10 protein-coding genes are annotated in these 12507 nt (G+C 65.1%); 8 read left to right on the top strand and 2 right to left on the bottom strand.

Features of this window, described 5'->3' with window-relative positions; translation table 11 throughout:
• The first annotated feature begins 322 nt into the window (after nucleotides 1-322).
• From ABC271_RS00690 to ABC271_RS00715, 6 genes are all read left to right on the top strand, one after another.
• The gene (locus tag ABC271_RS00690) at nucleotides 323-1942 is read left to right on the top strand and encodes an ATP/GTP-binding protein (protein WP_160897592.1); all 1620 of its coding nucleotides are present in this window, start codon (nucleotides 323-325) and stop codon (nucleotides 1940-1942) included.
• 55 nt (nucleotides 1943-1997) lie between these two features.
• A complete protein-coding gene (locus tag ABC271_RS00695; RefSeq protein WP_412923039.1) occupies nucleotides 1998-3893 on the top strand; it encodes a type IV secretory system conjugative DNA transfer family protein in 1896 nt (631 codons plus the stop codon).
• The gene (locus ABC271_RS00700; RefSeq protein ID WP_160897538.1) at nucleotides 3886-4566 is read left to right on the top strand and encodes a DUF4913 domain-containing protein; all 681 of its coding nucleotides are present in this window, start codon (nucleotides 3886-3888) and stop codon (nucleotides 4564-4566) included. The genes ABC271_RS00695 and ABC271_RS00700 overlap by 8 nt, the downstream gene beginning before the upstream one ends.
• Before the next feature lie 72 nt (nucleotides 4567-4638).
• Nucleotides 4639-5727 (top strand): PDDEXK nuclease domain-containing protein, encoded by a 1089-nt coding sequence (locus ABC271_RS00705; RefSeq protein ID WP_412923040.1) that lies wholly within the window; start codon nucleotides 4639-4641, stop codon nucleotides 5725-5727.
• A 223-nt stretch (nucleotides 5728-5950) separates the two neighbouring features.
• Nucleotides 5951-6637, top strand: a complete 687-nt coding sequence (locus ABC271_RS00710) for a hypothetical protein (RefSeq protein ID WP_160897536.1) — start codon at nucleotides 5951-5953, stop codon at nucleotides 6635-6637.
• A 10-nt stretch (nucleotides 6638-6647) separates the two neighbouring features.
• On the top strand, nucleotides 6648-7763 hold the full coding sequence (locus tag ABC271_RS00715) for an XRE family transcriptional regulator (RefSeq protein WP_412923041.1): 1116 nt from the start codon (nucleotides 6648-6650) through the stop codon (nucleotides 7761-7763).
• A gap of 129 nt (nucleotides 7764-7892) precedes the next feature.
• Here ABC271_RS00715 and ABC271_RS00720 read toward each other — a convergent pair whose 3' ends face one another.
• Entirely contained in the window at nucleotides 7893-8534 is a 642-nt protein-coding gene (locus tag ABC271_RS00720; protein ID WP_160897534.1) for a hypothetical protein, read from the bottom strand.
• A gap of 167 nt (nucleotides 8535-8701) precedes the next feature.
• Between ABC271_RS00720 and ABC271_RS00725 the strand changes: the two genes are divergently transcribed.
• Complete coding sequence (locus tag ABC271_RS00725; protein WP_160897533.1) at nucleotides 8702-9727, top strand: hypothetical protein; 1026 nt, start codon at nucleotides 8702-8704, stop codon at nucleotides 9725-9727.
• A 490-nt stretch (nucleotides 9728-10217) separates the two neighbouring features.
• On the opposite strand, the gene ABC271_RS00730 is transcribed toward ABC271_RS00725, so the two are convergent.
• Nucleotides 10218-11066 (bottom strand): undecaprenyl-diphosphate phosphatase, encoded by an 849-nt coding sequence (locus tag ABC271_RS00730; RefSeq protein WP_160897532.1) that lies wholly within the window; start codon nucleotides 11064-11066, stop codon nucleotides 10218-10220.
• 281 nt (nucleotides 11067-11347) lie between these two features.
• Between ABC271_RS00730 and ABC271_RS00735 the strand changes: the two genes are divergently transcribed.
• Nucleotides 11348-12394 carry an iron ABC transporter substrate-binding protein gene (locus ABC271_RS00735; protein ID WP_412923042.1) on the top strand — a complete coding sequence of 349 codons (1047 nt, stop codon included), beginning with the start codon at nucleotides 11348-11350 and terminating at the stop codon, nucleotides 12392-12394.
• Nucleotides 12395-12507 lie beyond the last annotated feature (113 nt).

Here is a 12507-nt window from a genome sequence, read left to right on the forward strand (position 1 = left end):
CCACCTCGAGCCCGAAGAGGACACCCTGCCTGACGGTGCGACCACTGCGGCGCGCGGCGACACCGCGGGGGAGGACGTGTCAGCTGACGGGCTGCCTACCGGCGCGGTGTCGTCCGCGACGCCGGCCACCCTCGACGCAGAGGCTCCCTCACGTCGGGGTGCGCGTGCGCAGAGCGATGCGCCGACGCTCGACGTCGCGGCGCAACCCACGCTGTCACGGGCGACACCCGCGCGCACGCGCACTCGGCGTCGGCAGGGCAAGCGTGTGGCAATCCCTCACGGCGGGAAGAAGGAGAAGCAGGGGACGGCGCTGCGCCGGCCGATGCGTCCGAGCATCCGCGGTTGGCTCGGCCGGGGCGGCGGCGAGGCCGTCAACGTCACCGCCGCCGACGAGTTCCGCGGAACGACCGTCCAGGTGTGCGGGCTGTACCCGTTCTCGGTCGGCACCGGCACCCCAATGATCGGAGTCCCACTCGGCAAGAACCTCTCCACGGGCGCATCGGTCTGCTGTGACCCGATCAGCTGGTTCCAGCGCGCGCAACTCATCTCCAACCCGTCGATGTTCGTTCTCGGCAAGCCCGGCCTCGGCAAGTCCTCGCTCACGCGCCGCATGGCCGCAGGCCTGGCCGGTTACGGCACGATCCCGCTCGTGTTGGGCGATTTGAAGCCCGACTACGTGGACCTCATTCAGGCCCTCGACGGTCAGGTGATCCCCCTGGGCCGTGGCCGCGGCTACCTCAACATCCTCGACCCCGGCGAGGCGTCCGAGGCGGCGCAGCGACTCCGCGACGAGGCCACCCGCGCACACGCTCGCGCCGACGAGCTCACGCACCAAGTGAGGGCTTCCGACCCCTCCAAAGACACCGACGAGCTGGCCGCAGAGGTCGGCAAACTGCGCAAGCACGCCGCAAAGGTGCAGCGCCTGGCGCACCAGGTCCTCGCGGACGCCCACGGCCGCCGGCACACGATGATCGCCGCCTTGCTGACGATTCTCCGCTCTCAGCCGCCGACCGACCGTGAAGAGACGATCATCGACCGGGCACTCAAGTACCTGGACGAGCACCACGACGGCATTCCCGTTCTCGCGGACCTGCTGCGCGTCATCCAGGAGGCACCGGATGAGATTCGACAGGTCGCCCTCGACCGTGGCGATATCACCCGCTACAAGGCGATCACGGAGGACCTCGAAGCCTCCCTCATCGGCCTCACCACCGGTGGCCGTCTGGGCGAGGTGTTCTCGCAGCAGACCACCACGCCGATGCGCCGGGACCGTCCCGTCGTCTACGACGTGTCCTCGATTGACGACTCTGAGGGAGACCTGCAAGCGGCGATCCTGCTGGCCTGCTGGTCCGCCGGGTTCGGAACCGTCAACGTCGCCGCCGCCCTCGCGGACGCGGAGCTCGAACCTCGCCGGCACTACTTCGTGATCCTGGACGAGCTGTGGCGCGCGCTGCGCGCCGGCCGCGGCATGGTCGATCGCGTCGACGCCCTCACCCGCCTGAACCGCGCCCGCGGCGTCGGCCTGGCGATGATCTCGCACACGATGAGCGACCTCCTGGCGCTGGCATCGGCCGAAGATCAGATGAAGGCCAAAGGCTTCGTAGAGAGAAGCGGCATGGTGATCTGCGGTGGCCTCCCCGGCGCGGAAATGCCGCTGCTGACCTCCGCGGTGCCGATGTCGATCGCGGAACAGGGAATGCTCACCAGCTGGCAGGACCCGCCCGCATGGGACCCAGTATCAGGTCATGAGTCCGAGCCTCCCGGCCGCGGCCGCTTCCTGATCAAGGTCGGCGGTCGCCCGGGCATCCCCGTGCGCGTCGAGCTGACGGCGGCGGAGAAGGACGTCAACGACACCAACAAGCTCTGGCACGCGACCTCGCGCGCCGGGCGAGCGGCGGAGCCGCTGCCCACCGATCCGGTGAACGTCGAGATTCTGCCGTGAACCACGACGACACCCACGCGCACACACTCGCCCCCATCAGCACGGAGGACCACTCATGAGCGTCACCGCCAACAACCGCCGTCGCGAGCCGGGCAAAGCAGGCAACGACGCCATGATGCTCGGCGGCACCCTCGCGGCGATCGCCGCTATCGGCATCGTCTGGGTGTCCGTCGCGCTCGGCTCGGAAATGGATGGGGTGAATGAGGATCTGTCGAAAGATCCGTTCGAAATCATCTCCGGCCTCGCGCGGGGCACCGTCACCTGGTCGGGATCGGCAACAGCGGTCGCCCTCGCGGCGGTGGGCGTCATCGCCACCGTCGCGCTGTGGTTCCTGTACCTGAAAGCGGCGGGGCGAAAGAAGCGCGCGAACGTCGATCACGCAGCGCGCTACATGGCGACGGAGCGGGATCTGGCGCCGATGCTGGCCAAGGAGGCGATGAAGAAGTCCAAGCGGCTCGGCGTGGAGGGCTCGCCCGGTGTGCCGGTGGGGCGTCTCGTGTCGACGGGGAAGATGGTTTACGCCTCGTTCGAGGACATGATCACCGTCGTCGCCGGCCCCCGCGTCGGTAAGTCGACCTCGCTCGTCATCCCCGCGATCATCGCCGCCCCGGGCGCCGTGGTGACGACTTCGAACAAGCGCGACGTGCTCGATGCGACCCGCGACGTCCGGGAAAAGGACGGCCCGGTGTGGGTGTTCGATCCTCAGCGCGTCGCCCGTGAGGACGCGACGTGGTGGTGGAACCCGCTGTCGTACGTCACCGACGACACCCGCGCGGCGAAGCTCGCGCAGTATTTCGCTTCGGGATCCCGGGCGACGGATGCCAAGACGGATGCGTTCTTCGACGGCGCCGGTCAGAACCTTCTTGCCGGGATGCTGCTCGCGGCCGCGGTCGGTGGTCGCCCGATCGCTCAGGTGTTCTCGTGGTTGACCGACTCCACCGATGAGGAGCCGGTTCGGCTGCTGCGCGAGGGTGGCTACCCGATGATCGGTGACGCCGTGCTCGGCATCATCCAGTCCACCGACAAGCTGCGCGGATCGGTGTACTCGACGGGCCAGGAAATGGCCGCGTGCTTGAAGAACACGCAGGTCGCTGACTGGGTGAACCCGCGCGGAGCTGACGACCCCCGCCCGCAGTTCGACGCCGCCGAGTTCGTGCGCGGCCGCGGCACCCTGTACTCGCTGTCCAAGGAGGGCGCCGGCACCGCCGGCCCCCTCGTCACCGCCCTGACCGCCGCCACGCTCGAGGCGGCAACCGACCTCGCAGACACCTCGCCCGGTGGCCGGCTGCGGACCCCGCTGGTGGGCATCCTGGACGAGGCCGCGAACGTGTGCCGGTGGCGGGATCTGCCCGACCTGTACTCGCACTTCGGCTCGCGCGGCATCCCGATCATGTCGGTGTTCCAGTCCTGGTCGCAGGGCGTGGCCGTGTTCGGCCGCGAAGGCATGCTCAAGCTGTGGAGCGCATCGAACGCGTTCCTCTACCTCGGCAGCGTCAAAGAGAACGACTTCCTGCAGAACATCTCGGAGCTTGTTGGGGACTACGACCGGGAGACGACCTCGGCCAGCTACAACAAGGGCGTGCGCTCGACGTCGACGGCGCTCAAGCGTGAGCGCATCCTGACCGTCGATGAACTCGGCGCGATGCCCCGCGGCCGCGCGGTCATGCTCTCCACCGGCGCCCGGGCAGCGCTGCTGCGTACCGTCCCCTGGTACGAGGGCGCGAAGGATCAGGTCGCGGCGATCAAAGCGTCGATCGCCGCACACGACCCCGCGATCACCCCCGCGGCATCGCCTGCGGTGACGGCCGCGGCGCCGGTGTCGCCTGTCGACCTCGCGCCTACGTCGACACCGGTCGCGGTAGCGGCGCCGGCGGCGCCGCCGATCGACCTGGCCTCCTCAATGCGTGCCCTGATGGAACGCGACGACGCGAATGACCGCACTGATGGATGACGTCGACCCGCTCGACTCTGACGAGTTCGACGCCGCAACGCCGGCACAGGGGGGCTCTCCGGCAACGGGGAGCCCCCTCGGGGTCGCGGACGGCATGGGCTCAGCGGTAGAGAACGCCCTCGGCGCCCTAGACGTGGACGCGCTCGTAGCCGACGCCGCGACGGCCGTCGTCACGCAGCTCGTCAACAACCTCGCGAAGGAAGCGCTCAGCACCGCCCTGACGCCCGAACGCCTCCAACAGCTCCAAGAACGCACAGCAACCGCTGTTGAGCGCGCCTTCGAACCCCCGGCACCGGGGGAGGACGTCATGGCGGGGGAGACGGTCTACGGCTCGGTGGACGAGTGGCTCCGGAAATACTGGCGGTTCACCTATCGCCGCCGCGTCTCAGCCAAAGGCACCGGCACCGGTCGGTGGAAAGCCGAGTGGTGGAACACCGACGAAGCCGTGCAGCGCCTCGAAACGCTCTGGCGCGGGTGGGAGGCCGCACGCCTCGACCCCGGTCTTGGCACAAGCGCCTGGTGGATCAATCACGCCGCCCCTCACATGACCGCCCTCCTCGCCACAGACGGCCCCTTCTCGGACTCGAAGGATGAGAACCAAGTCGGCGACCCGCTGCCGTATCAACAGCCGCCAGCACACCTATTTCCACCGGACAGACAGCCTTGCAGCTGAGACCGGCAGAAGAGTTGCGAGATCCGTGCCATGTGATCCTGCACACCGTGGTGCCGGTGAGAAGCTAGATGAATGACCGAGATGGAGCCCGCGGAGTACGCATCCACTCTCGAGGACCTTAAGAAGCACGTTCACGGGGCTCGACTCCGCGCTCAGCGCGCGACCAACAACGAGCTCCTTCAGCTGTGGTGGACCATTGGCCGCACCATCCTTACCCGCCAAGCCGAACAGGGGTGGGGCACCAAAATCATCACCCGCCTCGCGGAGGACCTGCGAGCAGAGTTCCCCACCATGAAGGGGTTCTCCCGAGCGAATCTGTTCTACATGCGGCGGTTCGCTGAGGCATGGCCGGACCTGACCGCAATAGTCCAACGGCCTGTTGGACTATTGCCATGGGGACACGTCATCGAACTGCTCGACAAGCTCGACAGTCCTGAACAGCGCGACTGGTACGCCGCTAAAGACGCACATCACGGTTGGAGCCGCGCAGTACTCGCCCACCAGATCACAACCCGGCTCCACGAGCGCGACGCAGCAGCTCCTAGCAACTTCGCCGGCACGCTGGAGCAGCGCGACTCAGACCAGGCGCAAGAACTCACCAAAGACCCCTACGCCCTGCAGTTCCTCGCCGTCGATAGCAGTGTCTCCGAACGTGAACTCGAGCAGCGACTAGTCGACCGCATTCTCGAAACCATGCGTGAACTCGGACAAGGCTTCGCCTTCGTCGGACGCCAAGTGCACTTCGACGTCGACGGCGACGACTTTTCCGTTGACCTTCTCTTTTTCCACGTGGAGCAACTGCGCTACGTCGTCATCGAACTCAAGACCACCACCTTCGACCCGCGCGACGCTGGCCAGCTCGGGTTCTACGTCGCCGTTGTCGACGACCGTCTTCGCCATCCGCACAAGCACCAGCCAACCGTCGGAATCCTCCTCGTGGCAGACAAGAACGACACCGTCGTGCGCTACGCCCTCGCCTCGTCGAATCAGCCCGTGGCGGTAAGCCGCTATGAACTCACCGCCGAGATGCAGGACGCTCTCCCCGACGAGACAGCGATCACGCGCGCATTCGCCGATGAACTCGATCGCTCGTCTGACCGAGGTATGCCCGATACCGAGAGTGATGATCAAGAGGCGCAATCACCTCGAGCGTCGGCCTGATGAAGCGGCTTCACTCGGGTACTCGGTGAGTTCAGCAGTCCCCGCCCGACTGAGAGGAGGCTAGGCCCTTGAAGTAGTGCGGTGATCCTCCCTTAAAGGAGGATCGCACGGCGTGTCGCGAGAAGTGAAGCTTAATGAAGTACAGGTGCGCGTATCGTGTTATATATTAAAGTTAGCGCTCTAGGTGAATAGGGGCGCTTGACCTTCGAGACGGGACGCGCGCATGGCTCACAACACACCTGCCGAGGCTCTCGGCGAGCACGAGAGCCTGGCTCGTGACCTCATCATCGACGTGGTCTATGCGCGCCACGAGAGCACCGCTGACGGCCATGACGCCGCAAAGACGCGGTTCCTGAACCTGTTCGGGAGCCAGTGGCGTGACCTGCTCTGCGATGCGCGCGATGCGTTCAAAGAGCGTGGCTTCGAGGCACACAAGCTCACCCCCGGTGGGTATTGGCTCCCTATCGTCAACGATGCACTGATCTTTGTCGCCCGGATCCCCGAAGGCGCCGACATCGGTCGAGACTTCGCTTCGAGCAAGACCCGCATGAGCAGCTTCTTCGCGCGTCGAGAGCTGGGTCTGTTCGGCAACAGCTTTATGACCGGCGGTGACGAGGAGTCCCATACCGAGGATGAGCTGGCGCGCTTCGAGAAGCTGGTTGGGGCGGCAGGAGCGGTGATGCCCGTGGTTCTCGTCATGGTGCACTCAACGCCGCGCCAGTTATCGTCCATCGACTGGGCCGTTGCCGAATACCGCGCCGGCGAAGTGCACCTGCACGGCGAAGAACCCATCTGGTCCAAGGACTTCGCCGGGGAAGGCTCGGACATCGACATCGAGTCGTTCGACAGCGGCGTGCCCGAGACGCCCGTCGTCGCGCTGCAGGCTCGGGGCGTTACCTCTGATGGGTGAAATCCCACCAATGCTGTTCGACCTGCCGAGCAGCAGGTCTCCTGGCAGGTTCGAGCCGGCGCGACTCACGCAGGCCCGCGTCCGGCAGGGCCTGAGCAAATCCGAGCTCGCCGCCGCTGTCGAGGTTTCGTCCGCCGCCATCGGCCAATACGAAGCCGACGTCAACGCGCCTCGACCCGAGGTCATCGAGAGGCTCGCGCGCACGCTTAAGGTGCAGCCTGACTTCTTCAACGTCGGTCGCCCACTGGCTCGAATCGACACCCTTAACGCGCATTTTCGGAGCCTTCGGTCCACCCGCGTCAGCGACCGGCAACGAGCACTGGCGACAACAACGCTTGTGTGGGAACTCACCTTCGCGCTCGAGCGCTATATCAAGCTGCCCGATGTGGATCTGCCCAGGCTCCCCGCAGGAACCTCCCCAACGGATGCCGCACAGGCTCTCCGCGTCCAGTGGAAACTCCCCGACGGGCCGGTCAAGCACCTTGTGGCGACGGCCGAATCCCACGGGATTGTCGTCGTCGTGCGTCCGCTCAGCGAAATTGAGCGCGTGGACGCATTCTCGGCGATCATCGTCGAGCGTCCCATCGTGGTCACGACGCCCCGTCGAACGGAGAACGTCTTCCGACACCGGTTCTCGATCGCACACGAGATTGGGCATCTGCTCCTGCATGCCGACTCCGACGAGCAGAGCGCCGCGATCGAGCGTGAAGCCGATGAATTTGCGGCGGCGTTTCTGACGCCGGCAGCGGCGATGGACGCTCTGCTGCCGCAGCGCTTAGACCTCGCTGCGCTGGATCGAGTTGGACGAACCTGGGGAGTGTCACCACACTCGCTCATACGCCGGATGGTTGAGCGTAACCGCGTAACGGAGTCGTCGGCTCGTCGGGCTTACCAGCGACTTGCAACGAGCTACGACCTGGGAGCCGATCCCACGAATTTGTACCCGGGGGAGGTGCCCGCGTTGCTCCACAAAGCAGCTGAGCTGGCGGCCGCTCACGGGACGAAGGTGCCGGCACTTGCCGAGCTGCTCCGGCTTCCGGCGGCGCAGGTGCGCGACCTCTTGGGTGAGGCCGACGCTCGTCCTGTGTTGCGGCTGCTCGACGGTGGACTCAGTGAGGCGGGATGAACTGCTCTTCTGCTCGAGTGATGCTTTTCAGCCGTTCCATGAACGTATGGACACCCCGCAGCGGTGATGCGCGCTCGCATCGAGGGTGAGCTTGCACCCCATTCCGTTGACGAGCACCGGATCGGGGGCTCAGAGGACGGTCGGGTCATCTTCATCAACGTCCTGGAGCGGATCCACTCCCGCGGCGGTTAATACGAGGTCGAACCATCGAAGTGAGTTGATGATTGGATCCTCCAGCGTCCACCCGGCGATATGGGCGTCGTATGCCGCCTCCGCCTTCTTGTCCGGCCGTCGGTTATCCGTCAGAATCTCCGAGCGCTGCTTCCACCTGTTGCTGGGGCTGATGTAGAACGGCGGGCCGCCCGATGCGCCGAAGAAGTCGCGCTTGGGACCGCCCTGGCCGGTCACGGCAATCTGATGGGCGTGCTGATGCCGAAGCCACCGGAGGCCCAAGACAACCTCACCATCAGGGTGCGCCGAGCGCGCTACGGGATAGCGGCCGTCATGCAGGGAGAACAACACGTCGTCGAGCGCCACCGCCCACCAAACAGCTTCCACAGCCGCAGACCAATGGTCGAAAGCAATGTCTTTCGCGTTGAAAACACGCGACAGCGCGACACGGAGTCCATTTCGACACCACAACACCCCTCGCAGGGTTTCAGCATCTGGATGCAGCTGCCATCCGTCACTCCATGACGGGCATACAAGCGGACCAAGCGGCCGGAGAAGCTGTGGGTCGCAATCCGTCGTGCGATGAACCTTGGCCGTCATGAAGCGAGCGTAACGGTGGGCTGAGCGGACGTATCTAAGAGCTCAAAACTACAACTCGGGTGGCTCTTGCTCGTGCCGGCAACTCTAAGGGACCAGATGCGAGGGGCGATCGCGAAGGCGGGATGGCGAGGCTAGTGGCGAAAGGCCATGCGATGTAGCGTCCACAGATGCCGCATGATGCCGAGACACCCCAAGGGTGGATGGATTCCGTCACGATCGCCGAAGGGGGATCGCCCCAGCGAGTGATTCTGCACGCGCGGATCGATAACCAAGTAATTGTCCGGCTCCGCGATCCCGGTGAACCCGATCCGCCGCGCATACCGGTCTACACCGGCGACACGATCGAAGTGATGACGGCAATTAGTCACTTTGGCCTGCACGCAGAAGAGGTCTCGGACGGTCGTAGCGACCTCATCCACAGCATGAGGGTCGTGCCGGTTCGTCGCGAGGGCAACCAGGTATTCGCGCGCACCCTCCGCCATGGCGAGGCGGATGACGGCCGTCGAGTCCACGTGATGAAAGGCGATCAGCTTCGCTTCGAGGTGGGCGCAGTCACTGCAGAACTGGCCGCGATAGACGCGGCGGGAGAGGCAACGGAATCGGGGCACGTGCCAATTGCGCCCGTCTTGTCCACGTGGATACGCATAGATCCTTCGAACTGGACCGAGGGTACGGTTCGGTATGTCCTTGCTGCTGCTCGCCGTCTCGACATGGCGAATGAACTGTTCATCCGCGTGCGCGAGGTCGAGGCTTTCGTGAACTCGGCTTCGCTCTCTGGACCGCAGTTCCGACGGCAGCTGCTGAACGTCATCGGGCTTGTAGAACTGGCTGTGATCTCCCTCGGACGTTCGATCTCCATGATCGCCGAGGGCCCGCGAACCCTAGGTGTCAGCACACCCGTGCCGCAGAGCATCACTGATGCCCTGGGGCCGATCACCGCCATTCGGAATGACTACGAGCACATTGAGGACCGCGCGTTCGGCACTCGGTACGGCAAGCCGTATGAGACAGCAGCCGCGGTGTTCGACTACACACGACTTTTTTCCGAAGACCTCATAGCGCACGGCAAAAACACCTTCAACATCGGTGACGAAGCCGACTTGCTCATAGCGGACTGCAGAGAGACCCTGAAGGCGTTCGTGGCCAACTCCGCAGGCTCCCGCTCGGTTGGGGTCGACAGGGATTTGTCCTAAGGTGTCCGACCCTGAAGTGACCGTTGCGCCGTCATCCGTGGCATGTCAGTAAACTGACATAAGATCCATTATCGGCGACACGCCTTCCGCGTTTTTCACGGGATCCGAGGGGTGCGCTGGACTTTACCAAACCGCCTCTGACCGGCGCCATCTTGTCGGGTGTGCACATGCCGTGGACGATAGACACCATCAGATGATTTGATCATCCTGCGCGAGCGAAGCGTGCGCGTGCGAGCAGTATCCAGCATGTCCCGCGGCCGTTGAATCTCGCCTCGAGATCATGATCCTGCATCGCGGTTCCGACATCTCCCCCTGCGCACCGTATGCGCACATTACAAGTCGATCCGCTCGGCCCTCCATCCAGCGCAGCCAACGCGCAATGGGCGATCTATCCGAACTCATACCTCACCCCACCCGTGTTGTGATGATGTGTTCGATGAACGAGGTATCCGGCCCGATTGGCCGGTGGTGCCACCGTGGTGGTCGGCCATCAGCCGGCCATGACGATTGGTGTGGCCGGGACGACTCCGAGCACGAGCAGAACGATGATGAGGATGCCGAGCGCGACGCGGTAGATGACGAACGGCAGGAAGCTGCCGCGCTTGAGGTACTGCATGAGGAACGCGATCACGAGGTAGCCGACGACGAACGCGATGACCGTGGCCAGGGCCGTCTCGCCGAGGTTGTAAGGGCCGGTTCCCTCGTCGAAGCTCTTGTAGAGCTCGTAGAAGCCGCTGGCGAACACCGCCGGCACCGCGAGCAGGAAGGAGTACTCGGCTGCGGCGGTGCGCTTGTAGCCGAGCGCACGACCGAGCGTGGTCGTCGCACCCGAGCGCGAGACGCCGGGCACCAACGCGAGGGCCTGGGCGAAACCGTAGGCGACGCCGTGCGGGTAGGTCAGGTCGTCGAGCTCGCGGCGACGCTTGCCGTAGTGGTCGGCGAGACCCAGCAGGATGCCGAACACGATCAGGACGACGGCGGTGATCCAGAGGCTGCGGAAGTTGTCGCGGATCAGGCTCTGCAGCAGCACGCCGAGCAGGGCGATGGGGATGGTGCCGATGATGACGAGCCATCCCATGCGCGCGTCGGGGTCGTTGCGCGGCACCCTGCCGGTGAGCGAGCCGAACCACCGCGAGATGACGCGGCCGATCTTCTTGCGGAAGTAGATCAGGACGGCGAGCTCGGTGCCGATCTGGGTGATGGCGGTGAAGGTCGCGCCGGGGTCGGTCTGCGACGGGAGGAACTCGCCCACGATGCGCAGGTGCGCGCTGGAGGAGATGGGGAGGAACTCGGTGAGGCCCTGAACGAGCCCGAGGATGATGACCTCGAAGATATGCATGCGGTCCTTCAGTGGGAGAGGTGCGGTGGACGCGACCGGGCGGTGAGAACGCTGACAATCTCCGATTGCCGCTGCTAGATACGGCGGCGCGAGACGTGCCAAGGGGCCCGGCTTTCACTTCTGACCTCGCATTTAACGCAGAGATCGCTAAGACGTCTCTAAGAAACAAACGACGCGCCGGGGGCGGCGCACCGATTTGGAGATTGGCGCCGTGACCCCACTACTTTGGTTAGGCAAACCTTGCTTAAGCCGCAACAGGCGGCGTCCCTGATTGGACTTTTATGAAGCGCTTTTCCCGTGCGTTGATCGTCGCCGCGGCCTCCGCGACCGTTCTGGCGGGCTGCTCCGCCAGCCCCACGATTTCCTCATCCGCTTCCCCTGACGAGGGTGGCCAGGTGACCGGTTCCATCACGGTGTACAACGCCCAGCACGAAGAGCTCACGCAAGCGTGGGCGGACGCGTTCACCGCGGACACGGGCGTGGAGGTTGTCCTCCGAAACGGCAGCGATTCGGAACTGGCGAACCAGATCGTCCAGGAAGGGCCAGCGTCCCCGGCTGACGTGTTCCTTACCGAGAACTCACCGGGTATCGCCCTTGTCGACCAGAACAACCTGCTCGCCCCCGTGAAGCAGTCGACCCTCGATGTCGTCCCCGCGCAGTACCGTGCAGGGTCGGGGAACTGGACGGGCATCGCGGCGCGCTCGACCGTGCTGGTATACAACCCCTCCCTGATCAGCGAAGCGGATCTCCCTGCTTCCTTGATGGATCTGCAGGACCCGAAGTGGCAGGGCAAGTGGGCTGCCTCACCCGGTGGAGCTGACTTCCAGGCCATTGTGTCCGCGGTGGTGGCGACCGAAGGCGCCGATGCCGCCGCGACGTGGCTCGCCGGGATGAAGTCGAATGCAACCGCGATCCAGGGCAACAGCAACGTGATGAAGGCTGTCAATGCCGGTCAGATCCCGATGGGTGTGATCTACCACTACTACTGGTACATCGACCAGGCGGGGACCACGGAGAACAGCGGCAATACGAAGCTGCACTACTTCGGCAACGAAGACCCGGGCGCTTTCGTGAGCATCTCCGGGGGCGGCGTGCTGAAATCCAGCAGGAACGCTCCCGCAGCCCAAGCCTTCCTCGCGTACGTGGTGTCCAAGGCCGGTCAGGACGTGCTGCGCACCGGCTCGAGCTTCGAGTACACCGTTGCCAGCGACGTGGCCGCTAACGCCGCCCTCCCGCCGCTGGCGGGGCTCGGCGCCCCGACCATCGACCCGTCGACCTTGAACGGTCCTGAGGTCGTGGATCTGATGACGTCGGCGGGTCTGCTCTGACAACGCCGATCCAGCGCACGCCGCCCACACCCCTGAGAAGGTCTGGGCGGCGTGCGCCATTGCTACTGTGTGTCGCCGTCGCGGTCATCACCGCCTTCACGCTCATCCCAGTC

The organism is Microbacterium canaveralium (assembly GCF_047238045.1).
Lineage (GTDB): Bacteria > Actinomycetota > Actinomycetes > Actinomycetales > Microbacteriaceae > Microbacterium.

Bases quoted from the DNA above. Each gene is read 5' to 3' on its own strand.
- ABC271_RS00735 (WP_412923042.1), top strand. From the start codon at position 11,348: ATGAAGCGCTTTTCCCGTGCGTTGATCGTCGCCGCGGCCTCCGCGACC.
- ABC271_RS00725 (WP_160897533.1), top strand. From the start codon at position 8,702: ATGCCGCATGATGCCGAGACACCCCAAGGGTGGATGGATTCCGTCACG.
- ABC271_RS00700 (WP_160897538.1), top strand. From the start codon at position 3,886: ATGGATGACGTCGACCCGCTCGACTCTGACGAGTTCGACGCCGCAACG.
- ABC271_RS00690 (WP_160897592.1), top strand. From the start codon at position 323: ATGCGTCCGAGCATCCGCGGTTGGCTCGGCCGGGGCGGCGGCGAGGCC.
- ABC271_RS00715 (WP_412923041.1), top strand. From the start codon at position 6,648: ATGCTGTTCGACCTGCCGAGCAGCAGGTCTCCTGGCAGGTTCGAGCCG.
- ABC271_RS00710 (WP_160897536.1), top strand. From the start codon at position 5,951: ATGGCTCACAACACACCTGCCGAGGCTCTCGGCGAGCACGAGAGCCTG.
- ABC271_RS00730 (WP_160897532.1), bottom strand. From the start codon at position 11,066: ATGCATATCTTCGAGGTCATCATCCTCGGGCTCGTTCAGGGCCTCACC.
- ABC271_RS00705 (WP_412923040.1), top strand. From the start codon at position 4,639: ATGACCGAGATGGAGCCCGCGGAGTACGCATCCACTCTCGAGGACCTT.
- ABC271_RS00695 (WP_412923039.1), top strand. From the start codon at position 1,998: ATGAGCGTCACCGCCAACAACCGCCGTCGCGAGCCGGGCAAAGCAGGC.
- ABC271_RS00720 (WP_160897534.1), bottom strand. From the start codon at position 8,534: ATGACGGCCAAGGTTCATCGCACGACGGATTGCGACCCACAGCTTCTC.